Genomic DNA, 23,529 nt, shown 5'->3' with positions numbered 1-23,529 from the left:
TAACGGCCCTCACCTGAACGGCAGAGCGTGTGATCGAGCACTCCGAGAGTCCGGGCGCTCGAGCGCTCACCCTCTCCAGATCGCGATGTCGTCGAGCCGCGGACCGCGGGGGAAGGGGAAGTAGTCGACCATCCCCTCGCGGGCCAGCACCGTGGTGAGCACGGCGCCCAGCAGCAGGAGCAGGAGCCCCAGCACCACGGCGCTCCAGAGCCGGTCCGGTGCGGCGGCGTCCAGCATCCGGTGCGCTCCGTTGCGGGTGGTGGGGCTGCCCAGACCCACCCACGTGATCAGCAGCGTGATCGCCATCGCGAGGGCGAAGGCGGCCCCGTCCGGCGGGGCGATCCCGCGCAGCAGGGTCCAGCCCGCATCGAAGGCGATGCCCACCAGCACCCCGAGGATCAGCGGGAGCAGCGCCTGCAGCGCGATCTCCCCCAGCCCGAACACGGCCCGGAAGGGACTGGCCAGACCAGCCCGCCAGCGCGGACCGGTCCCGGCGGCACCCCGTATCCGCTGCCTGCTCACGCTTCGGTGCGAGCGCTCCCACGTCCGCGCCATCGCGCCCAGCACCAGCAGCACGGCGAGGGACATGTAGGGGGCGACCGCGGCGAGGGACACGATGAGCAGGTGCCCGAGCCATACCAGCAGAGGCCGGCGCGGGGGCGGCTCCGGCCAGGCCCCGGGAAGCATCGGCTGACCGCCGAGGGGACCGGGGGGTCCGGGGGCCGGCTGCGGGGGCGCGACCATCGACTGCTGGCCCGGGAGCACCGATCCCGCGCCGGCGGACGGTGGGACGACGGGCAGCGCTCTGGTGGGAGCTCCCCTGACCGGAAGCGCCTCGGTGACCGGCTCCGCGGGCGTGGTGACGCGCGGCAGCGTCTCGGTGTGCTGTTCAGCGGGCTGCTCAGCGTCCGCGACCGGCAGCGCGACGGTCCCCGGCTCCTCGCCCTCCGCGGGCTGCGCGTCGCTCTCCTGCGCATCGTCGCCGGCGCCGGCTGCGCCCGCCGCACCGGCCCGGAGGAGTTCCGTGCCCCCAGGGTCGTCGTACCGGGTCAGATCGAGCGCGGCCAGCCGCTCCAGCAGCTGCGCGGGCTCGGGTCGCTGCGCGGGATCGGGCTGCAGCGCCGAGCGCAGCCACTGGGCGAGCTCGGTGGGGACGCCGTCGATGTCGATCTCTCCGCGATCGGCCCGCAGGAACACCAGGTCGGCGCGGCCGCTCCCATAGGGCTCCCGGCCGGTGGCCGCGAAGGCCAGCAGCGCTGCCCAGGCCCACCAGTCCCCCGCCTCGCCGGAATGGTCCGTGCGGATCACCTCGGGGTCGAGGTAGGCGGCCGTGCCCATCACCAGCCCGGTCGAGGTCAGTCGCGACTCCTCGGCGGCGATCGCGATCCCGAAATCGATGATCACCGGATCCAGCCGGTCGCCCTCGGGGTCGAAGCCGGCGAGGTCGGCCTCGGTGGCGCCGCGCAGCATGACGTTGCCGGGCTTGAGGTCGCGGTGGATCACGCCGGCGCTGTGGATGGCCCGCAGGGTCTCCCCCAGCACCAGTGCGATCTCACGCACCGCCTCGGGGTGCAGACCGCCGTGGGTGCGCACCGCGTCCTCGAGGGTGGGCCCCGGGATGAACTCGGTGACCACGAAGGCCTCCGGGGAGTCGAGCTCGGCGTCGAGGATCCGCACGATGTTGTCGCTGCGCACCAGCTTCTGCGCCCTCACCTCATGGGCCAGCCGTTCGCGGGCGCGCACGTCCTCGGAGATCTCGTGGCGCAGCAGCTTCAGCGCCACGTCGTTGCCGTCGGCGTCGTGCGCCCGGTAGACGATCCCCATGCCGCCCGTGCCGATCTGCCCGAGGATCTCGTAGCCCGACTCCTGGGCGAGCGCGGTCAGCCGGGGGTCATGGGCTGCGCGGCGGGGCGTGCGGGACGGAGGCATGCCCGCCATGCTACGAGGCGCAGGGGCCCGATCGCTGCTGCTTCACCGCACCCCCACAGGGCCCGCACGTGGAGGACCCTCTCGGGGGGCTCGCCCGGCCACCACCTGCCGTGAGACGATCAGCGCGCGGCGCGGTGGGCGCCGTGATGCCGCCGGCCCGCAGCGCGGCATCGACGAGCGACGGAAGGCACAGCCGCCATGCGATCGAACCTCTTCGATGCGTCCAACCAGGAGCGCCAGACCACCGAACGGTGGGCCCTGCAGTCCAGCAAACTGCTGCGCTGCTCCTTGGACCCGCAGGCACCCGAGATCGTCTCCGCCTCCGGTGCGATGGTCGCCTACCAGGGGCAGATGGACTTCTCGTACCAGGGCTCCGGCGGCGGCATGAAGCTGCTGAAGAAGATGGCCACCGGCGAGGGCGGCGACATGATGCGCACCCGCGGCCAGGGCGAGATCTTCTACGCCCGCCAGTCGAACGAGATCTTCCTGATCCAGCTCGAGGGCGAGGCGCTCACCTTGAACACCAGGAACATGCTCGCCTTCGACAGCACCATCCAGTGGGACATCAAGTCCCTCGGCGGGGCCGGATTCATGGCCGGCGGCCTGTTCAACCTGGTCCTGCAGGGCCAGGGCATGGTCGCGGTGACCTCCGACGGCCCGCCGATGCTGCTGGACTGCTCCCAGCAGCCCACCTACGTGGACCCGCAGGCGGCGGTGTGCTGGTCGGCGAACCTCCAGCCGCAGATCAAGAACGACTTCAAGATGAGCTCGCTGATCGGGCGCGGCTCCGGCGAATCCTTCCAGCTCGGCTTCCACGGTCCGGGCTTCGTGGTGGTGCAGCCCTCCGAGGGAATCCCGGTCACCGCCGCTTCCTGAGCCCCCGTCCGCTGCGGCGTGTCTACCATGATCCAGTGACCTCCACACCTCCGCAGGCCCTGGTCGACGAGCTCGCCGCTCTCGGCCCCCGGGGTCGACACCGGGCGGCGGCCTCAGCGGCGAGCATGTTCGCCGCCGACGTCCCCACCTCCGCACCCGTCGTCGATCCCGTCCCGGCGATCCTGGACGCCGAGGACTGGTCGCAGCTCTCGGCCGGCCTCGTCCAGCGCATGCGTCTGCTCGACACGCTCCACGCGGACCTCTACGGTCCGCGCACGGTGCTCGGCGCGGACATCGCCCCGGTCGCGCAGCTGCTGCAGGACCCCGCCTATCTCCGCACCGCGACCGGGATCCCGTCCCGCGGCAGCCACTCCCTGTTCGCGCTGACCACCACGGTGGCCCGCACGGCCGACGGGTCCTGGGTGGTGCTCGAGGACGCGGTGGACGTGCCCGACGGCGCCGGCACCACCCTCGAGCTGCGTCGGGTGCTCTCCCGCTGTGCGCCTTCGCTGTACCGCTCCACGCCGCTGCGCCGGCTGCATCCCTTCTTCGACACCATCCGCACCTCGCTGCACCAGCGGACTCGCTCCGAGGGACGGGCCGGCCGCACCGTGGTCCTCACCGAGGACTCCGAGGATCCGATGCGCGGCTTCGACCACAGTTGGCTGGCGAACCTGCTGGGGGCACCGCTGGTCTCCGTCGGCGACCTCCGCACCGGCTCGGGCACCCTGACGCTGCGGCTGCCCGGACTGGACTCGGACCCCGGGGACGCGGTCGACGCGCTGCTGCGACTGGTGCCCTCCCGCCTGCTGGATCCCCTCGACCTGGGGCCGACCCCGCTGGGCGGCGTGACCGGCCTGGTCGAGGCCGCCCGCTGCGGGGACGTGGAGATCTTCAACCCGCTCGGCGCGGGGCTGCTGGAGAACCCGGATCTGCGGGCCGCCCTGCCCGACCTGTGCCGGCAGCTGTTCCACGAGGACCTGCTGCTGCGACCGGCCGAGCCGGGCCTCGAGCAGGCCGGCTGGCTCAGCATGGATCCCGCCGGCGGGGACGAGCTCATCGAGCGCCCGCTGGTGCTCCGTCTGCTGGTGATGGGCACCGAGGACGGCTACGAGGTGCTGCCCGGCGGGGTCGGCATCACCGCCGATGACGGGCCCGAGACGCTCAAGGACGTGTGGGTGACCGTGCCCGAGACCTCGGCCGTCCCCGCCGAGGGCGAGCCGGAGCCGGGAGCCGCGGACCCGGCACCGACCACTGCTCGCGGCGTGCTGACCGCCTACCCGGCGATGACCCGTTCGATCGGCTCGGACCTGTTCTGGTTCGGCCGCTATCTCGAGCGGGTGGACTCCACCGCCCGGCTGCTGCGCGCGGTGCTGGACACCGTCAACGATCTCGACACGGAGCGCGGCCCCGGGGCCCGGACCGCCCAGACCGTCCTGCTGGGCGCGGTCACCGACGTGACCACCACCTATCCGGGTTTCCGCGGGCTGGACCTGGACTCCCACGAGGCGGTGAGCGGGGAGATCGAGTCCCTGCTGACCAGCCGCGGCAGGCCCGGCACGCTCGCGCAGTCCTATGCCGCGCTCACCCACACCACCCGCACCCTGCGAGATCTGATCTCGGACGACATCTGGCCGGTGATCGCCCGGATGAACCAGCGCCTGCGGGCCCTCGGCGGCCAGGACACCCAGCCCGTCGAGCAGCGGCTGACGGACATCGTCGACGGCTGCCTGACCCTCTCCGGCGCCGTCGCCGACTCGATGCCCCGCAACCTGGGCTGGGACCTCACCGAGGCCGGTCGCAAGATCGAACGCACCATGGGTCTGCTGGCCCTGCTCCGCGCCGTCCTCGGCCACCGGCGCACCCGCGCCGCCGAGGCCCGGATCGCCGGTGCGGTCGCGCTGGTCACGGAGAGCGGCGCCTCGTACCGGCGCGCCTATCACGCCGCGATCCAGCCGGAGCTGCTGCTGGAGCTGCTGCTGACCGACACCACCCTGCCGCGCTCGATCGCCTTCCAGCTGGAGCGGCTGGGCCTCGCCCTGGACCGGCTGCCGGACGTGGCCCCCTCCCCGGAACTGCGTGCCCCGCTGATCGCGCTGCGCTCGCGCCTGGGCGGCTGGGAGGCGCGGGAGCTGCTCCGCCCGCTGGGCGGAGAGGCGGCCGACGGCGCACCGACCGCGCTCCTGGAAGAGGTCGACGCCGCGATGGACACCCTGCGGGAGCTGGCCACCGCGCTCGAGAACCGCTTCTTCCATCCCTCGGAGTCCACCTCGAGATGGGGGATCGACGATGTCTGAGCACACTGACCACGCACCTGCCGCGGGGGCGGTCCCCTCGCGCAGGTCGCGCCGGCGCCCGCTGCTGCCGCTGCGGGACGAGGAGGGGGCCGCGGGCGAGCCGATGCTCTACCGCGTCCACCACCTCACCTCCTACCACTACGCGAAACCGGTCTCGCGCAACTACGGACGCGCGCACATCGAACCGCGGGCCACGCCGCACCAGCGGGTGCTCTCGCACGAAGTGGTGGTCGACCCCGCGCCGGCCCGGCTCACGGCGCACACCGACTTCTACGGGAACTCCTCGACCTATCTGCTGGTCGACTCCCCCCACACGCAGCTCGACGTCCACTCCCATGCCCGGGTCACGGTCGCCGAGCGCCGCTACCCGCTCGAGCCCATTTCCCGCCCCTGGGAGCAGTGCCTGCCGGAGCACTGGGGCTCGCTGCTGCCCGAGGCGAGCCTGGACTTCGTCCACCCCTCGCCGCGGATCCCGTCCGGCACGGCGGCCCGTGAGATCTCCGCGGAGGTCTTCACCCCGGGCCGTGCGATCGGCGAATGCCTCGCCGACCTCACCGCCCTGATCCACACCGACTTCACCTACGACTCCGCCGCGACCACCGTCTCCTCGACCCTCGAGGAGGTGCTCGCCGCCCGGCACGGGGTCTGCCAGGACTTCTCGCACGTGGGCGTCGCCGCGGTGCGTGCCGCCGGGCTCGCGGCCCGGTACGTCTCCGGCTACCTGCGCACCGCCCCGTCGGCCGAGGGCGCGCTGGGCACCGCCCCGGTCGGGGAGATGATCGGCTCGGCCGCCTCCCACGCCTGGCTGAGCGTGCTGGTCCCGGGCACCGGCTGGGTGGACATCGACCCCACCAACCGCACCTTCGTGGACCAGCGCTTCGTGACCACCGCCTGGGGGCGGGACTATGCGGATGTGCCCCCGCTGAAGGGCATCGTCGTCGGCCCGCCGGGAGCGACCAGCACCCTGGACGTCTCCGTCGGGGTGGTGCCCGAGCCGCCCGCCGGCAGCAGCCCGGGATGAGCGAGGCGCGGATCCCGTCCGCCGGGATCGCTCTGCCCGCACTCACCGCCCCGGCGGTTCGCCGCTCGCGCCCACGTCGGCCAGCTCACAGTGGCCGGGGCCATGCCGAATTTCGCATATAGAGTGGTGCGGAAATCCGTGCAGAGCGGAGCGCGGCGCGTGGACCGCAGCCGCCCCGACCCGCATCCGACCCGGCGCGACGCGCCACGAGACCGAGGTGAGATGTCCTCCTCCCAGCAGCCCTTCCGCCTGGCCGTGATCGGCTCCGGCCCCGCCGGCGTGTACGCCGCCGATACCCTGCTGCGCAACAAGCAGGTGAAGAACGGGGAGCTCGAGGTCTCCATCGATCTGTTCGACCGCCTGCCGGCCCCCTTCGGCCTGATCCGCTACGGCGTCGCCCCCGACCACCCGCGCATCAAGGGGATCATCACCGCGCTGCACCGCATCCTGGGTCGCGGGGACATCCGCTTCCTCGGTGACGTCGAGTTCGGCACCGACCTCACCCTCGAGGACCTGCGCCGCCACTACGACGCGGTCATCTTCGCCACCGGCGCGCTGAAGGATGCGGAGCTGACGATCCCCGGCATCGAGCTCGCCGGCTCCCACGGCGCCGCCGACTTCGTGGCCTGGTACGACGGCAACCCGGACTACCCCCGCAGCTGGGAGCTGGACGCCGAGCAGGTCGGCGTGATCGGCAACGGCAACGTCGCGCTCGACGTGGCACGGGTGCTGTCCAAGGGCGCCGACGAGCTGCTGCGCACCGAGATCCCCGCCAATGTGTACGCGGGCCTGCAGGCCGCCGCGACCACCGATGTGCACGTCTTCGGCCGCCGCGGCCCCGCCCAGACCAAGTTCTCGCCGCTCGAGGCCCGCGAGCTCGCCCACCCCCAGGGCCTGCAGGTCGTGATGGACCCGCGCGACCTGGAGCAGATCACCGAGGCCGAGTGGGAGGCCATCCGGGCCGACAAGCGCACCGACCAGGTGGTGCAGATCTTCACGGGCTGGCTCGAGGAGCAGCAGCGTCGCGAGGCCGCCGGCGAGGAGCCGACGGACCGTGCGGGCGGCCCGGTGCGCCGCCGCCTCCACATGCACTTCTGGCATCGTCCCGTCGAGGTCCTCGGCGAGGACGGGCAGGTCACCGGCATGCGCTTCGAGCGCACCCGGCTGGATGCCGAGGGCAACGTCGAGGGCACCGGCGAGATGGTCGACTACGCCCTCGGCGCCGTCTACCGCGCCGTCGGGTACCACGGCTCCGAGCTGCCGGACGTCCCCTACGACGCCCGCCGCGGCGTGATCACCAACGCGGCCGGCCGCGTCACCGGGCCCGACGGCGCCGTGCTCCCCGGCCTGTACGCCAACGGCTGGATCAAGCGCGGTCCGGTGGGCCTGATCGGCGCGACCAAGTCCGACGCCCTCGAGACCATCGCCAGCCTGGTCGAGGACATCGAGTCCGGCGCCCTGGCCTCCGCACTCGAGCGTGACGGCGATGCGATCCTGCGCCTGCTGGAGGACCGCGAGGTGCCGTACACGACCTGGGACGGCTGGATGGCGCTGGACGAGCACGAGAAGGCCCTCGGCGCCGCCGCGCTCGACGCCGACGGCGAGCCCCGCACCCGCATCAAGGTCGTCGAGCGCGAGGAGATGGTCCGCGTCTCCCGGGACGCGGTGCACCAGCCCTCCCCCGCCTGAGGCCCCGCCTCCCGCACCTCGGCCGGCGCGCGCCGGCTCAGCGGCGGATGGTGGCGAGGAAGTCGCCGATCCGGTCGATCGCGTCGGTCAGCACCTCGACCGACGGCAGGGTGACCAGCCGGAAGTGGTCGTGGGTGGCGAGGTTGAAGCCGGTGCCCTGGGTGATCAGCAGCTTGTGGGCCCGCAGCAGGTCGTAGGCGAACTGCTCGTCGGTGTCGATGCGGTACATCTCCCGATCGATCCTCGGGAACATGTACAGCGCGCCCTGCGCCTTCTGGACGCTGATCCCCGGGATCGAGGTCAGCCCCTCGAAGGCCACGTCCCGCTGTTCCCGCAGCCGGCCGCCGGGCAGGATGAGCTGGTCGATCGACTGCTTCCCGCCCAGGGCGGTGGCCACGATGTGCTGAGCGGGCACGTTGGGGCACAGCCGCATGTTGGAGAGCACGTCCAGACCCTCGATGAAGCTCTCGGCGTCGTCCTTCGGTCCGTACAGCGCCATCCACCCGGCCCGGAACCCGGCCACCCGGTAGGCCTTCGACAAGCCGTTGAAGGTGATGGTCAGCAGATCCGGCGCGAGCTTGGCGATGTGGGTGTGGACCGCGTCGTCGTAGAGGATCTTGTCGTAGATCTCGTCGGCCAGGATCATCAGCCCGTGCTTCCGGGCCACCTCGACGATCTCGCGCAGCACATGCTCGGGGTACACCGCCCCGGTGGGGTTGTTGGGGTTGATCACCACGATCGCCTTGGTCCGCTCGGTGACCTGGTCCGCGATGTCGGAGACGTCGGGCCACCACTGCTGCTCCTCAACGCAGCGGTAGTGCACCGCGCGTCCGCCGGCGAGCGCGACCGAGGCGGTCCACAGGGGGTAGTCGGGCGCGGGCACGAGCACCTCGTCCCCGTCATCCACGAGCGTCTGACAGGTCATCTGGATCAGCTCCGAGACGCCATTGCCGAGGTAGATGTCGTCGAGCTCCATCCCCGGCATGCCCTTGGTCTGGTAGTACTGCGCGACCGCCCGGCGCGCCGAGACGATGCCCTTGGAGTCCGAGTAGCCCTGCGCCGTGGGCAGGGTGCGGATCATGTCGACCAGGAGCTCGTCGGGCGCCTCGAAGCCGAAGGGCGCGGGGTTGCCGATGTTGAGCTTGATGATCGTGTGCCCCTCGGCCTCCATCCGGGCGGCCTCCGCGGGCACCGGTCCTCGGATCTCATAGCACACGTCGCGCAGCTTCGAGGACTGGGTGAAGATCATTCTGGGGCTCCTGGCCTGGTCGGGGTTCAGCGACAGGGTACTGGGGACGGATTCGGACCCGCAGCCGAGCGCGCCACGGCGAGATGGCACTTGACAGGGACGCACTTACTTTCATACTTTTAGTAATGCGAGGGTGCCGCCGCCCTCCCCTGAACGTCAACGCGCAGCAGCCCTGGAGGCCCTCGATGTCCATGCGTCGGATCCCCGTCGACACCACCGTCACCGCCCCGCGCCCCGGCAGGACCCAGCGCCTGCACCTCCGCGCCGCGGGGGTCTCCGTGGTCCTGGACGTCACCGACGGGCGGATCCCGGCGGTCGCCCACTGGGGCGCGGAGCTCGGTGAGCTCGGCGCCGCCGGCCTGGATGCCGTGTGCGAGGCCACCGTCGATCCCGTCCCGCAGAACGCGGTCGACGTGCCGGTGCGGATCGGGCTCCTCCCCCAGCAGTCCGACGGCTGGATCGGCCGTCCCGGCCTCAGCGGCTCACGACCCGATGGCTCCGGCTGGGTGCCGCGCCTGGTGACCGACGGCATCGAGCTCGACGGACACCCGCTGACCACGGCGCACGCGGAGACCGGCGCCGCGACGGTGCGCTTCGCACTGGCCGACGAGGAGCAGGGCCTGGACGTCGGCCTCGAGGTCCAGCTGCTGCCCACCGGACTGCTGCGCCTGCGCGCCACCCTCACCAACACCGGTGCCTCCGCCTACTCGCTCGATGAGCTGACCCTGGCCCTGCCGGTCCCGGCGGACGCCGACGAGCTGCTGGACTTCGCCGGACGCTGGACGAAGGAGCGCACCCCGCAGCGCCGCGCCTTCACCGTCGGCACCCACCTGCGCGAGAACCGCCGCGGCCGCACCGGTGCGGACGCCGCGCACGTGCTCCACGCCGGGCGGGCCGGCTTCGGCTTCCGGGGCGGCGAGGTGTGGGGGGTGCACACCGCCTTCTCCGGCAACCACCGCCACCTCGCCGAGCAGATCAACACCGGGCGCAGGGTGCTGGGCGGGGGCGAGCTGCTGCTGCCCGGCGAGGTGCGCCTGGAATCCGCGGAGCAGTACGAGGGGCCGTGGCTGTACGCCTCCTACGGGGAGGGACTGGATGCCGTGGCCTCCCGCTTCCACCGTCACCTGCGCTCCCGTGAGCACCATGTGGACCGTCAGCGGCCGGTCACCCTGAACGTGTGGGAGGCGGTCTACTTCGACCACGACCTCGCCCGCCTCACCGCCCTCGCCGACCGGGCCGCCGATCTCGGGGTGGAGCGGTACGTGCTGGACGACGGCTGGTTCGGCTCCCGCCGCGACGACTTCTCCGGGCTCGGGGACTGGGTGGTCTCGGACGAGGTCTGGCCGGACGGCCTGGACCCGCTGATCGCTCACGTCACCGGGCGCGGCATGGAGTTCGGGCTGTGGTTCGAGCCGGAGATGGTCAATGAGGACTCCGAGGTCGCCAGGGCGCATCCCGAGTGGGTCCTGGGCCCGTCTCCCGCGACGCTGCCGCTCGAGTCCCGCCATCAGCAGGTGCTGAACCTGGCGCTCCCGGAGGCCTACGCCCACGTGCGCGACCAGATGATGGCCCTGCTGGACGAGTACGACATCGCGTACCTGAAGTGGGACCACAACCGCGACCTGCTGGAGGCCGCGACCCGCGACACCGGCCGCGCGGCGGTGCATGAGCAGACCCTGGCCGCCTACCGGTTGATGGACGAGCTGAAGACCGCCCACCCGGGCCTGGAGATCGAATCCTGCTCGTCGGGAGGGGCGCGGGTGGACCTCGCCGTCCTCGAGCACACCGACCGGGTGTGGGTCTCGGACTGCATCGATCCGCTGGAGCGAGCGCAGATGAACCGCTGGACCTCGCAGCTGATCCCGCTGGAGCTGATGGGCAGCCATATCGCCTCCGGCCGCTCCCACACCACCGGTCGCCTGCACACCCTCTCCTTCCGGGCGCACTCGGCACTGTTCGGGCACCTGGGCATCGAATGGGACCTCGCCGAGGCGAGCAGGGAGGAGCTCGCCGAGCTGCGGGCCTGGATCGCGCTCTACCGGGAGCGCCGTGAGCTGCTCTTCCGCGGGGACCTGGTGCGGGCCGACCGGGGCGAGAGCCCGCTGTGGATCCAGGGCGTGGTCTCCCCGGAGCGGGACGAGGCCCTGTTCTCGCTGACCGCCGTGGGCCGCTCCGCGACCTCGCTGGACGCGCGCCTGCGCCTGCCCGGGCTCGACCCTGCCGCGACCTACCGTCTGCGTCCGCTGCTGATCGGCGAGCGCCCCTCGAACCTGTTCCCGCCGCCGTGGATGCAGCGTGCCCTCGACGAGGACGGCCTGGTCCTGCCCGGTGCCGTGCTGGTCCGCTCCGGGCTCGCCGCCCCGCTGTTCGATCCCGAGCAGGGAATGCTCCTCTCCCTCGTCCGCGAGCCCGCGCCCGCGCGCTGATCCGTACTGACCCGACCCATCCCCCACAGAAAGAAGGAAGCCATGTCCACCGCGACGACGTCGACGCGGTCGGCTCCCACCAGGCGCCGCCGGAAGGACGACACGAAGCTCGCGCTGATGTTCATCGCGCCCGCGACCGTCGGCCTGCTGGTGTTCCTCGTGTGGCCGCTGCTGACCGGCATCTACTACTCGTTCACCGAGTACACGACCCTCACCCCGCCGCAGTGGGTGGGGCTGGCCAACTACCAGGAGCTGCTGGCCGATCCGACCTTCTGGACCGCGCTGCGGGTGACCTTGGTATACGTCGCCATCAATATCGCGGTGCAGACCGCCGTGGCGCTGGTGATCGCGGTGCTCATGCAGCGCCTGACCCAGTCCACGATCCTGCGCTCGCTGGTGCTCGCGCCGTATCTGGTCTCCAACGTGGTCGCCGCGATCGTGTTCCTGTGGATCCTGGACACCCAGCTCGGCATCTTCAACATCTTCCTGCAGTGGATCGGCTTCGACCCGGTCGCGTTCTGGGCCAGCGAGACCTGGGTGATCCCCACGATCGCACTGGTCAACGTCTGGCGTCACATGGGCTACACGGCGCTGCTGCTGTTCGCGGGCCTGCAGTCCATCCCTTCGAACCTCTACGAGGCCGCCCGCACCGACGGCGCCGGAGAGATCACCATGTTCCGGCGGATCACCATCCCGCTGCTGCGGCCCATCCTCGCGCTCGTGCTGATCATGACGATCATCGGCTCGTTCCAGGTCTTCGACACCGTCTCGGTGACGACCCAGGGTGGTCCGGCTGACGCCTCCCGCGTGCTGCAGATGTACATCTACCAGAACGCCTTCGCCGAGTACGAGTTCGGCTACGCCTCGGCACTGTCCGTTGCGCTGCTGGTGATCCTCATGATCGTCACCTTCACCCAGTACTGGATGAGCAATGCCGGCAAGTCGGACCTGGACTGAACGGAGTACTACGATGACCACGACATCACGCACCGTCGCCGACCTCGCCCCGCGCCCGCCCGGCACCTCGGATCAGCCCACGCCCCGGCGCTCTCGGAAACAGATCCCCTGGGGGAAGATCGCGGCCTGGGCCGCGATGGTGATCTTCCTGCTGATCACTCTGTTCCCCTTCTACTGGATGCTGCGCACCGCGCTGTCCAGCAACAACGCTCTGGCCACCGATCCCTCCAGTCTGCTGCCCGTGGGTCTGAACTTCGGCGGCTTCGAGCGCGTCTTCGGGCTGCAGGACGTGGAGACGGCGATCTCCCAGGGTGGCAGCGGCGCTTCGATCAACTTCTGGCGCTACCTGCTGAACACGGTGATCGTCGCGACCGCGGTCACCATCGTGCAGACCTTCTCCTGCGCGATGGCCGCCTACGCCTTCTCCCGGCTGCGGTGGCGTGGCCGGGAGCTGGTGTTCCTGATCTTCCTGGGCTCGCTGATGATCCCGCAGATCTTCACCCTGCTGCCGAACTTCATCCTGATCAAGAACCTGGGCCTGGTGGACACCCTGCTCGGGATCATGCTGCCCACGCTGTTCATCTCCAGCTTCGCGATCTTCTTCCTGCGACAGTTCTTCAACAACGTCCCCCGCGAGATCGAGGAGGCCGCTCTGATCGACGGCGCGAGCAAGGTGCGGGTGTTCTTCACCCTCATCCTGCCGATGTCCAGCGCGCCGTTGGCCACCCTCGCTCTGCTGACCTACATGACCGCGTGGAACGAGTACTTCTGGTCGCTGATGGTCTCCTACACCGACCAATCCCGAGTGCTCACGGTGGCGCTGGGCGTCTTCCGCGCCCAGTCACCCGGCACCGGCCCGGACTGGTCGGGGCTGATGGCCGCGACCCTGGTCGCAGCCGCCCCCATGCTGATCCTCTTCGCCCTGTTCGCGAAGAAGATCGTCAACTCCATCGGTTTCACCGGGATCAAGTGAGGTGCCCCAGATGAACTCCCGAAATCACCATGCCCGCACCGGTTCGCCCACGGGGATCGGCAGCGCCCTGACCCGTCGTCGTCTGCTGCAGGGTTCGGCAGCTCTCGCCGCCGGCACGATCGGCGCCGGCGCCGTGAGCTCATGCGGCGGGGTGGCAGCCCCGCCTGGCGCCACCGAACTCGACTACTGGCTCTGGGATGCGAATCAGCTGCCCGCCTACTCCGCGGCGATCGATCTGTTCATGGAGCAGAACCCCGATGTCTTCGTGCGGGTCACCCAGCTGGGCTGGGGCGACTACTGGACGAAGCTGACGGCGAGCTTCGTGGCCGAGGCCGGGCCCGATGCGTTCGCGAACCATCTCGCCCGTTACCCGGAGTTCGTGACGCTCGGGGTGATCGCACCGCTGGACGGCCTGGCCCCGCTCGACGCGATCCCGGCCGATCACTTCCAGGAGGGCCTGCAGACGCTGTGGACCGGTCAGGACGGCACCCGCTACGGGATCCCCAAGGACTACGACACCATCGCGGTGCTGTACGACAAGGCGATGCTCGCCGAGGAGGGCCTGACCCCCGAGGACCTCGGGGACCTGGACTGGAATCCCGAGGACGGCGGCAGCTTCGAGAAGATGCTCGCGCGCCTCAGCGTCGACGCGAACGGTGTCCACGGCGACGAGGAGGGTTTCGATCCCACGAACGTGGCGCGCTACGGCATGGCCGCTGATGCCGGGATCGACTACACGGGACAGACCGCCTGGTCGCCGTTCGCGCTCTCGACCGGGTGGTACTTCACCGATGCGGAGACCTGGGGCACGCAGTTCAACTATGACGACGAGCGCTTCGCCGCCACCATGGACTGGTACTTCGGATTGGTGGACAAGGGCTTCTTCCCGCCGTTCGGCACGTTCGGGGACTCCTCTCCCCCCCAGACCCAGGTGCAGTCCGGCAAGGCGGCCCTCGCGCTGGCGGGGTCGTGGATGATCACGACCTACAACAACCTGGAGGGAGTGGAGCTGGGCATCGCTCCGCTGCCGGCCGGACCGGTGGGAACCCCGATCTCGATGTTCAACGGTCTCGGGGACTCGATCTCCGCGCAGTCGCGGCACAAGGAGGAGGCGGCCCGTCTGATCGCCTTCCTCGTCTCCGACGAGGCGCAGCAGATCATCGGCGAGCGCGCCCCGTTCTTCCCGTCCACCGACGTGGGCACCGAGGCGGCCATCGCCGCATACGCGGACGACGGGCTGGATGTCACCCCGTTCACCAACCGGGTCGAGCGCGGGGAGACAGGACTGTACCCGCTGGTGGAGAACTCCGCCTCGATCACGACGATCATGCAGACCGCCTTCGACCGGTGCTGGTTGCGGCAGATCGACGGGGCGGACTTCGCCTCGTACAACGAACGGGTCAACGCTCTGTTCGACTGACCATGGTCGACTGACCATCGCCACAGGCGTCGCCACAGGCGTCGTCTCCTGAGCAGTCGTCGGCCCCGCCCTAGAGGACGGGGCCGACGAACTCCTGGATCGCGATGACGGCGGATCCTCGCGCCCATTCCTCGAAGTCCCCGCTCAGCACCCGCACGACCAGGCCCTGCTGAGACGTGGCGATCGCGGCCCGCAGAGCGTCCTCGAACGCGGACCCCGCGGCGCGCACCAGGTCGACGTTCTCACCACCGAGCACGATCACCTCGGGATCCACAACAGCCGCCAGTCCGGCCGCCGCGGCGGCGAGGGCGTGGGCCAGCTCTCGGGCGATCACGAGCACCTCGGGATCCTCGGCCGCGAGCTTCCGTCTCAGTTCCTCCATGCCCTGCTCCGCGGTGATCACCTCGGCGGCGCGGGCCCTGCGCAGGATCGAGCTGGTGCTCGCCACCTCCCGGATCGGCAGCGGGGTGCCATCTCCTCGGCGACCGATCGGGAGGAGCCCGGTGAGCCCCGCCACGTGGCTCTGCCCGGTCACCAGGCCGTCATCGATCACGGTGGCGATGCCGACGCCGGCTCCGACGGTGAGCACGGCGAAAGAGCTGTAGGACCGGCCCATGCCGAACCAGTGCAGACCGTTCACCATCGCGACCAGGTCGTTCTCCACCACGACCGGCAGCTGGAGGCGGGCTTCGAGCGCGGTGGCGAGATCATGCTCCCGCTCCCAGCCCAGCAGGTAGGAGGAGATCACCACGCGCCGGTGCGCCACGGGGCCGCCGAGGCTCACCCCGATGCGCGCCACGCGCGGATGTGCCTCGAGCAGTGCCTGCACCAGCTCGACGATGACCTCCTCGACAATCCCCGGTGACGTCTCCGTCAGCGGCAGCGCCAGCTCCTCGAGGACATTGCCCCGCACGGTGGTGGCCACGGCGTGAACGCCGTCGGCGGTGACCTTGACCCCGATGAAGCGCGGGCCACGATTCTCCTCGATGTCGAGCGGCTCCTGCGGGCGGCCCTTGGGCCGGGCGACCGTCTCCAAGGTGCGGAGCTGACCGGCCTCGAGCAGGTCCCGGGTGACGCGGGTGACGGTGGGGGCGGAGAGGCTCAGCCGCACGGTGAGATCGCGGCGGGAACGCGGGCCGAAGCGCAGCAGGTCGCGGTAGACCGCACGCGCGCTGCCACCACCGAGCTCCCACGTCCTGCTCTCCTGGTCCGCGTCGAGTTCCCGACCTGCGTTGACATCCTGGTCCCGTTGCATCCCGCGAGCTTATCGACGGGCGACGTCCGGCGGTCACAGCGGGGCCGGTGAGCCGGTGCTCAGGCGCATCGACGATCGGCTCTCCAGCCCACAGGTGGAGCGGCCGGCCGGTTTCTGACATGCTTCCGGTGACGCATCCTCCGGTCGGCGTGCCCGCCGGCCGGACCACGCCTCCAGGGGGACACATGAGCGAATCCAGCGCCGCTGCGGACGATGAGCAGGTCACGATCTACACCGCGTACGAGATCGACTTCATGCTCGGCCTGCGCGACACGGAGAACGGACGGATCACCCGCGAGCAGATCGGGCTGCGCAGCGCCCCCGAGGAGGCGCACGAGTTCGTCACCGCGGCCGTCACCTCCGGGCTCCGCGCCCGCGGGAAGGTGGAGCGCTCAGGGGACGGACAGTGGCTGCTCGGCGAGGAAGGCCAGGTCATCGCGACCACGCTGACCGCCGCTGACCGCTGGCTGGGCATCGCCCTGGCCGAGGGTGAGGCGATGCGCATGGCCTTCATCATCAAGGCCCACGAGGCCATCATCATGCTCACGCAGGACGAGCTGGACTCCTTCGTGGTCACCGCGCTGCCCGGTCCGGAGCAGGTGCCCGCCTCGGTCGCCGACATCGTCCTGGCCTTCCTCGAGGGCGGCAACGAGCGCACCGTCTCGCTGCGCCGCACGGACGTCGCCGTCCCGCAGGACGCGGTCCCGCTGATGTTCCATGTGGAGGCGGACGGCAGCTGGAAGTCCGGCCACCTCCCGCTCGACGAGGACGGGGTGCTGAGCGTCACCGACGTGGACGCCGAGTCCGTGACCGAGGCGGCCCGCGTGCTGTGGGAGGACGGAGCCAGCCACGCTCCGGGCGGTGCCACCGCCTGACGCTCAGAGGCGGCGACCCGCAGCCTGCTCCCGTCGGCGCAGCTCGCTGCGCAGGGCCCTGATGTCCTGGCCGGAGGGCTGGGAGTAGGTCCAGACGTGCCGGTCGAAGGCGGGCATCACCACCCGGGAGCCGTCGCGCAGCCGCAGCGCCGCGGTGAGCCAGTGCACCAGATGCACCGCACGGGACTCGACCGCGACGATGTCCCGCCACTCGACCCGCCGGGAGCCGAGGGCCCCGACCACCTGCAGCCCGTCCTCCGAGATCTCGACCCGGGAGCGGACGGTGCCCAGTGCGACGACGCCGAAGCGGAGGCCGAGCAGCAGCAGGATCACCGCGAGCGCGCCCAGGGCGAGCAGCAGCATCAGCAGCCCGACCCCCGGCGAGCGCCCTTCCTCGAGCGCGGCCGGCAGCAGCACCATCACGATGCCGGCGATCACGGCACCGCCGAGCAGCACCGCGGAGACCGCCGCGCGCAGCGCCGTGTCCCGGGTGGGGGCAGCGGGGAACAGGGCCCGCACCGTGCCGGTCGATCCGCCCTTCGGTCCAGGGACGCCCCGCAGCTCGGAGACCATGCGCTCGACCGTGGCACTGCTGCGGCGGTAGTCGGGCAGGGCCGTGCGGGGCCCGGTCTCGGGGCCGATCTGCCGGGGGATCGTCATGAGCCCAGCGTAGTGCGGCGGTCCAGGGACGGCGCGTAGTGTGCGGAGCATGTCCTCGCACGACTCGTCCGCTCCCCGCTTCCGCCGTCCCGCCCCGCTGTACGCCTCGGTCGCCGAGGCCATCCCGGGCGAGCCGGATCCCGCCACCTCGTCCGACCTCGCGCACGATTCCGCCCGCGCCCTGCTCGACGGGGTCTTCCACAGCTCGGATGCCGAGGTGGTCGAGCGGGTCGTCGCCCTCGCCGCCGAGGACGGGCTGACGGACCTCGCGGCCCTGTGGTCCGGAGCCCCCGCCACCTCCCTGCCGGGTGCGCTGTGGCGGTTGTACGTGCTGCACACCTGGTCGCAGACCAGCGGCGATGACATGGCGCGCCGCTATCGGGCGGGGTCGCGCACCGTGCCCGGGCTGCGCTACCTCTCCGGCTTCGCGGAGCCGCCGGACGTCGACCAGGTCCACCGCTCCATGGACGAGATCCTGCGCGGGGCGTTCACCGGGGATCTCGGCCTGGCGCTGCGGCGCGCCGGTGCGGTGGCCATGATCGTGGCGCACGGCACCGCGCACCTGGCCGACGAGGACGCCGACGACGACCGCACCCTGCAGGCCGAGCGTCTGCTCAGCACCGGTGAGGACCTGACCGCTGCCGGACGCCAGGCGGAGGCGGGGCAGCTGGACTGAGGCCCGCAGCGGCCGCGGTGAGGTCCGTGCCATGACGTCGCGGTCCCGGCTTGCGTCCACCGCCCCGTCGTACCCTACGATGGGAGCGCGTCGGGCCGCGGTTGCCCCGGGCTCCAACATTTGCCGCTTCGAGCGGCCTTCGCGCCGACAGGCGCATCCCGGTCCGGCGCCCCAGCATCCAGTCCGCCCTCGCCGCACCGGCACCAGCGGCGTGAGGCGCCCGGCGGCGCGGGGAGGGGGCCCGTGATGGCGCAGTTCCTCGACCGACTCTTCCCCCAGCGCAGCGAGCGTCCCCTGTACGACCTCTTCGCGGAGCTCGCCGAGCTGCTGGTCCAGTCGGCCGGCACCCACTCGAAGCTGCTCGGCCACGGCATGCGCGAGCGCACCCGCCTCGCGCCCCGGCTGCACGAGCAGTCGACCGTCGCCGAGGAGCTGTGCCGTCGCATCGCCCAGCGGCTCGCCCACTCCCTGATCACGCCCTACGAGGCGGAGCTGCTCTACGACTTCGCCCTGACCCTCTCCGACACCCTGGACTCCATGGAGCACACGGCCGAGCTGCTGGTCATCTCCCAGATCGGCGCCCTGCCCACTGCGCTGCTGGAGGCCGCCGAGGGCGTCGAGCGGGCGGCGGAGCTCACCGTCGCGGTCACCTGGCAGCTCTCACGGGTGCGGGACCTGGGCGACCACTACGAGCAGGTCCGCAAGCTCAAGCGGCAGGGCGACCGGCTGGTGCGCCGCGCCCTCGGCGAGCTCTACACGCGCGGCGGCTCGGCACAGGAGCTGCTGCCCCAGCACGATGTCGCCGAATCGATCCGCCAGACCATCACCCTGCAGGAGCGCAGCGCGCGGATCGCCGATCTGCTGCGGGTCAAGGACTCCTGAGTGGCCCCGACCCTGCTGACGCTGGTCGTCCTCACGGCACTGGCGATGGCCTACATGAACGGCTTCCACGACGCCTCCAACGCCGTCTCCACCACGATCGCCACCCGGACCCTGCGGGAGTCGACGGCGCTGGTCATGGCCGCGCTGCTGAATCTGCTCGGGGCGCTGCTGGGGATGGCCCTGCTCGTGGTCACGGCGGAGTGGGCGGTGCGCCTGCTGGGGATGATCCCCCTCACCGAGGCGACCGCCGGCAGTCCCGACCGGCTCGGTCTGGCGCTGCTCGCGATCATGCTCGCGACCATCGTCTGGGACCTGCTGACCTGGCGGCTGGGGATGCCGGCCTCCACCTGGCACGCCTTCTTCGGGGCCACCCTCGGCGTCACCCTCGTGATCGGCGCGACCGCGGCCTGGGGGCAGCTCGGGGCCGTCCTCATCGTCTCCCTGGTGGGTCCGGTGCTGTCGGCGGGGCTCGCCTTCGCCCTGATGCACGGTCTGCTCCGCCTGGGGCGGCACGAGCGGCTGCAGCGCGGTCATCTCCGCTTCGCCCAGACCCTCTCCGCCGGGGCGGTCGCCACCGGGCACGGGATCAACGACTCCCGGCTGCCGTTGGCGGTGGTCGTGGTCGCGGCCACGGCGACCGGCTCCACGCCGATGGGGATGGTGGGGATCATGGTCGCGATCGCGGTCGCGGTGGGTGCCGGCACGCTGGGGGGAGGCCATCGGATCATCCGCACCCTGGGGCGTCGTCTCACCGATCTGACGGTCGCCCCGGGGCTCGCGGCGGAGATCTCCGCAGCGACGACCATGTCGCTGAGCCTGTTCGGGGTCAGCTCGCCCATCTCCACCTCCCATGCCCTCGCCTCCAGCGTGGTCGGGGCGGGCGCCGCCGAGGGCCTGCGCAACGTGCGCTGGCGGGTGGCGCGGAACATCGTGCTGACCTGGCTGGCCACGCCGCTGGCGTCGGCCCTCGTCGGCGCCGCCCTGATCGGGATCGCGCTGGAGTTCACCACGTCCTGAGCGCGGCGGCGCGCGAGGACCCGACGCTGCTGCCCGGGATCCTCGGAGGAACGGCCACTACGCTGAGGGGATCCGAATCGCGAAGGAGTCCTGATGTCCGACGGTGAGTCCCCGACGCCCGCCCCGCGCCGGCGTCCCAGCTACGGACTGCCGGGGCCGACCTCCCCCGCTCCCGACGCCGCACCGTCCTTCGGGGACTCGTCCTACGGGGACTCGTCCTATGGGGCCTCGTCGTACGGCGGCCCGCCCTACGGCGCTCCGTCGGACCCCGTCCCCGGTGCACATCACGGATATGACGCACCCGCCGGCGGCGGTGCGACGTCGTACGGGCCGCAGACGGGACCGCTGCCCGCCTCCGGTGCCCCCGGCCCCGCCCCTCACCGCCGGCGCGGACTGCTGCCGCTGATCATCGGTCTGGTGCTGCTGCTCGTGATCGGTCCCACCGCGACCATCGGCGGCATCGTGTGGTCCGTGGGCTCCCTCACCGGGGACGCCGCGTCCGGGCCGACGGTGATCGACGGGGCGAGCGGCGAGGTCGACGTCTCTGCGAACGAGATGCTCATCGTGTACGTGCCCCAGGAGGATGCCGCCGGCGCCGAGTGCAGCGCCGAGGGGTCCGAACCCGGCGTGGTGAGCGTGGTGCCCAGCACCTCCTCGGTCACCTTCGGGGACGGTTCCCGGTACGAGCAGAAGATCGGGGTCGCCGTCCTCGAGGACACCACGGTGACGATCTCCTGCACCGGCACCGACGCTCCCGCCTATCTCGGCCCGTACAGCCTGCTGGGGATGGCGGCGCCACTGCTGATCGGCCCGATCATCGGCCTCGTCGCCGGTCTGATCGGACTGGTCCTCACGATCGTCGGGATCGTGCTGCTGGTGCGCTCGCGCCGGCCCTGAGGCGCGCCTGCGCCCGTCGTCTCAGCAGGCAGGCGCAGCCCCGCCTCGAGGTCCGACCCTGACCTAGAGTGTGGGGCAGGACCCCGACCCTCGAGGATGGAGTGGTGATGATGCACCCCCGTGCAGGCCAGAAAGCGCTGGAGGAGGACCTCGTCGACGTCGACGCGCTCCTCGACGCGTACCACGACAACCATCCGGACCCCGCGGACCCCGACCAGGCCGTCGCCTTCGGCACCTCGGGGCATCGCGGCTCCTCCCTCGATGTGGCCTTCAACGAGGATCACATCGCCGCGACCACGCAGGCGATCGTCGAGTACCGCGCGGCGCAGGGGATCAGAGGGCCGCTGTTCATCGGCCGCGACACCCACGCCCTCTCCCGTCCCGCCTTCGACACGGCGCTCGAGGTGCTGGCCGCCAACGATGTCGCCGCCCAGGTGGATTCCCGGGACGGCTTCACCCCCACCCCGGCGATCTCCCACGCGATCCTGACCCACAACCGGGGCCGGTCGGCGACCAGCCCCGGGCGGGCCGACGGCATCGTGGTCACCCCGAGCCACAACCCTCCCCGTGACGGCGGCTTCAAGTACAACCCGCCCCACGGCGGCCCGGCGGACACGGACGCGACCTCCTGGATCGCCGACCGCGCGAACGAGCTGCTCGCCGCTGGCCTGCGCGGCGTGCGCCGCCACGGCCGGCAGAAGGCGCTGCAGGACGCCGAGCGCTACGACTACCTCCACACCTATGTGCAGGACCTCCCCAGCGTCATCGACGTCGAGGCGATCCGCCGGGCCGGGGTGCGCATCGGCGCGGATCCGCTGGGCGGCGCGGCGGTCGACTACTGGGCGGAGATCGGGGAGATGCACGACCTCGACCTCACCGTGGTCAACCCCGAGGTGGACCCCCGATGGTCCTTCATGACCCTGGATCGCGACGGCAAGATCCGCATGGACTGCTCGAGCCCGTGGGCGATGGCCTCGCTGCTCGAGAAGCGCGACGAGTACGACATCGCCACCGGCAACGACGCGGACGCGGACCGCCACGGGATCGTCACCCCCGACGCCGGGCTGATGAATCCCAACCATTACCTCGCCACCGCGATCCGCTACCTGTTCGCCCACCGGCCCCACTGGCCCGCGACGGCCAAGGTGGGCAAGACGCTCGTCTCCTCCAGCCTGATCGACCGGGTCGTCAGCTCGCTCGGCCGGGAGCTGTACGAGGTGCCGGTGGGCTTCAAGTGGTTCGTGCCCGGACTGATCGACTCCTCCGTCGGCTTCGGCGGCGAGGAGAGCGCCGGCGCCTCCTTCCTGCGCCGCGACGGCTCGGTGTGGACCACGGACAAGGACGGCATCATCCTCGCGCTGCTGGCCTCGGAGATTCTCGCAGTCACCGGCCGCTCCCCCAGCACGCTGCATGCCGAGCTGGTCGAGGAGTTCGGCACCAGCGCCTATGCCCGCATGGATGCCCCCGCCAACCGTGAGCAGAAGGCGAAGCTGAAGGCGCTCAGCGCCGAGCAGGTCAGCGCGACGCAGCTGGCCGGGGAACCGATCACCTCGGCGATCACCGAGGCGCCTGCCGGGGGCGCCATCGGCGGCCTGAAGGTGTCCACGGAGTCGGCCTGGTTCGCCGCCCGGCCCTCCGGCACCGAGGACATCTTTAAGATCTACGCCGAGTCCTTCCAGGGCGAGGAGCACCTGGGACAGGTGCAGGACGCCGCGAAAGCCCTCGTGGACGAGGTCCTCGCCGACTGACCCCGCGGCCACCCGGACGCCGGATCCTGCGAACCGGGATCCGGCGTCCGCATACCCGGCGACGGGACGCGAAGATCACCATGTGCACGGGTCGCTGGTAAAGCTTCGGTCAAATCGGGGTCACCATAACGTCTGTCACGTCCGCGTGGCGCCATGCACAGCGCCCTTGCGCGGTCGGATCCCCCGGGGGAAGCATGGGGTCGAAAGTAAAGTTTCCGTAGGGTATTGTGCTTCGTCGGGCCCACCGGAGACACCACCGACCGCAGCCGTCGAGCTCGCGAGAAGGAGAGGGGGGACCACGCCTATGCGCCTGCGCGCGCGCCTGTGCACATACTCAGCAGCCATCGTCGTCGCGGCCCCCTTCCTGGCCGCGCCCGCCCTTGCCGAGGTCCCCGACAGCGATGCCGTGTCGTCCTCGCAGTCCACCCCGGACGATGCCCACCGCGGCGACGGGGCGGCGAGCGGGACCTCGTCCACCGACTTCGAGAACGCTGAATCCGCCGATGACGGCGACGAGGCTCCGCCACAGGACGCCTGCGATACCGACCCCGTGCCCCGCTTGCTGCAGACGGACCCCGCCCAGAACTGCGACGACGGGGGCGAGGACGAGGACGACGGCGACGACGAGAGCAGCTCGCCCACGGAGAACCCGGAGCAGCCCACCGACGACCCCGCGACCGAG

19 protein-coding genes are annotated in these 23,529 nt (G+C 71.3%); 15 read left to right on the top strand and 4 right to left on the bottom strand.

The window, feature by feature from the left end:
* Positions 1–66 precede the first annotated feature (66 nt).
* Positions 67–1,929, bottom strand: coding sequence for a serine/threonine-protein kinase (locus ACHUEU_RS06570; RefSeq protein WP_394215104.1), 1,863 nt, complete (start codon positions 1,927–1,929; stop codon positions 67–69).
* Between the two features lie 198 nt (positions 1,930–2,127).
* On the opposite strand from ACHUEU_RS06570, the gene ACHUEU_RS06565 reads away from it, so the two are divergent.
* From ACHUEU_RS06565 to ACHUEU_RS06550, 4 genes are all read left to right on the top strand, one after another.
* Positions 2,128–2,805: an AIM24 family protein gene (locus tag ACHUEU_RS06565; protein ID WP_394215103.1), complete on the top strand. Its 678-nt coding sequence runs from the start codon at positions 2,128–2,130 to the stop codon at positions 2,803–2,805.
* 35 nt (positions 2,806–2,840) lie between these two features.
* Complete coding sequence (locus ACHUEU_RS06560; protein ID WP_394215102.1) at positions 2,841–5,102, top strand: circularly permuted type 2 ATP-grasp protein; 2,262 nt, start codon at positions 2,841–2,843, stop codon at positions 5,100–5,102.
* On the top strand, positions 5,095–6,123 hold the full coding sequence (locus tag ACHUEU_RS06555; RefSeq protein ID WP_394215101.1) for a transglutaminase family protein: 1,029 nt from the start codon (positions 5,095–5,097) through the stop codon (positions 6,121–6,123). Before ACHUEU_RS06560 ends, ACHUEU_RS06555 begins: the two co-directional genes overlap by 8 nt.
* Positions 6,124–6,345: 222 nt before the next feature.
* Positions 6,346–7,812, top strand: coding sequence for an FAD-dependent oxidoreductase (locus ACHUEU_RS06550; protein ID WP_394215100.1), 1,467 nt, complete (start codon positions 6,346–6,348; stop codon positions 7,810–7,812).
* 37 nt (positions 7,813–7,849) lie between these two features.
* On the opposite strand, the gene ACHUEU_RS06545 is transcribed toward ACHUEU_RS06550, so the two are convergent.
* Positions 7,850–9,061 (bottom strand): pyridoxal phosphate-dependent aminotransferase, encoded by a 1,212-nt coding sequence (locus ACHUEU_RS06545; protein WP_394215099.1) that lies wholly within the window; start codon positions 9,059–9,061, stop codon positions 7,850–7,852.
* A 191-nt stretch (positions 9,062–9,252) separates the two neighbouring features.
* Between ACHUEU_RS06545 and ACHUEU_RS06540 the strand changes: the two genes are divergently transcribed.
* Genes ACHUEU_RS06540 through ACHUEU_RS06525 form a run of 4 tightly spaced genes read left to right on the top strand, consistent with a single transcriptional unit; the run spans position 9,253 to position 14,837 of the window.
* Positions 9,253–11,487, top strand: a complete 2,235-nt coding sequence (locus ACHUEU_RS06540; RefSeq protein ID WP_394215164.1) for an alpha-galactosidase — start codon at positions 9,253–9,255, stop codon at positions 11,485–11,487.
* A gap of 42 nt (positions 11,488–11,529) precedes the next feature.
* Positions 11,530–12,444, top strand: coding sequence for a carbohydrate ABC transporter permease (locus tag ACHUEU_RS06535; RefSeq protein WP_394215098.1), 915 nt, complete (start codon positions 11,530–11,532; stop codon positions 12,442–12,444).
* Between the two features lie 13 nt (positions 12,445–12,457).
* Positions 12,458–13,417, top strand: coding sequence for a carbohydrate ABC transporter permease (locus ACHUEU_RS06530; protein ID WP_394215097.1), 960 nt, complete (start codon positions 12,458–12,460; stop codon positions 13,415–13,417).
* A gap of 10 nt (positions 13,418–13,427) precedes the next feature.
* Positions 13,428–14,837, top strand: coding sequence for an ABC transporter substrate-binding protein (locus tag ACHUEU_RS06525; RefSeq protein WP_394215096.1), 1,410 nt, complete (start codon positions 13,428–13,430; stop codon positions 14,835–14,837).
* 70 nt (positions 14,838–14,907) lie between these two features.
* Here the strand turns inward: ACHUEU_RS06525 and ACHUEU_RS06520 are convergent, their stop codons facing one another.
* Positions 14,908–16,092, bottom strand: a complete 1,185-nt coding sequence (locus ACHUEU_RS06520; RefSeq protein ID WP_394215095.1) for an ROK family protein — start codon at positions 16,090–16,092, stop codon at positions 14,908–14,910.
* A 185-nt stretch (positions 16,093–16,277) separates the two neighbouring features.
* On the opposite strand from ACHUEU_RS06520, the gene ACHUEU_RS06515 reads away from it, so the two are divergent.
* Positions 16,278–16,967, top strand: a complete 690-nt coding sequence (locus tag ACHUEU_RS06515) for a hypothetical protein (protein WP_394215094.1) — start codon at positions 16,278–16,280, stop codon at positions 16,965–16,967.
* A gap of 3 nt (positions 16,968–16,970) precedes the next feature.
* Here the strand turns inward: ACHUEU_RS06515 and ACHUEU_RS06510 are convergent, their stop codons facing one another.
* Entirely contained in the window at positions 16,971–17,627 is a 657-nt protein-coding gene (locus ACHUEU_RS06510) for a PH domain-containing protein (RefSeq protein WP_394215093.1), read from the bottom strand.
* A 49-nt stretch (positions 17,628–17,676) separates the two neighbouring features.
* Between ACHUEU_RS06510 and ACHUEU_RS06505 the strand changes: the two genes are divergently transcribed.
* The 6 genes from ACHUEU_RS06505 to ACHUEU_RS06480 all read left to right on the top strand — a co-directional run.
* Entirely contained in the window at positions 17,677–18,303 is a 627-nt protein-coding gene (locus tag ACHUEU_RS06505) for a hypothetical protein (RefSeq protein ID WP_394215092.1), read from the top strand.
* Between the two features lie 246 nt (positions 18,304–18,549).
* Positions 18,550–19,185: a DUF47 domain-containing protein gene (locus tag ACHUEU_RS06500; RefSeq protein ID WP_394215091.1), complete on the top strand. Its 636-nt coding sequence runs from the start codon at positions 18,550–18,552 to the stop codon at positions 19,183–19,185.
* Positions 19,186–20,202, top strand: coding sequence for an inorganic phosphate transporter (locus ACHUEU_RS06495; protein ID WP_394215090.1), 1,017 nt, complete (start codon positions 19,186–19,188; stop codon positions 20,200–20,202).
* Between the two features lie 93 nt (positions 20,203–20,295).
* Positions 20,296–21,099 (top strand): hypothetical protein, encoded by an 804-nt coding sequence (locus ACHUEU_RS06490; protein WP_394215089.1) that lies wholly within the window; start codon positions 20,296–20,298, stop codon positions 21,097–21,099.
* A 110-nt stretch (positions 21,100–21,209) separates the two neighbouring features.
* Positions 21,210–22,847 carry a phosphoglucomutase (alpha-D-glucose-1,6-bisphosphate-dependent) gene (gene pgm / locus ACHUEU_RS06485; protein ID WP_394215163.1) on the top strand — a complete coding sequence of 546 codons (1,638 nt, stop codon included), beginning with the start codon at positions 21,210–21,212 and terminating at the stop codon, positions 22,845–22,847.
* Between the two features lie 304 nt (positions 22,848–23,151).
* A partial coding sequence (locus tag ACHUEU_RS06480; protein WP_394215088.1) for a hypothetical protein occupies positions 23,152–23,529 on the top strand: 378 nt, incomplete at its 3' end.

The sequence above is a fragment of the Brachybacterium vulturis genome, from assembly GCF_043641765.1.
In the GTDB taxonomy this organism is placed as follows: Bacteria; Actinomycetota; Actinomycetes; order Actinomycetales; family Dermabacteraceae; genus Brachybacterium; species Brachybacterium vulturis_A.
The sequence above is the reverse complement of the archived record's forward strand: the minus strand, read 5'-3'. Positions and strand labels throughout refer to the sequence as shown.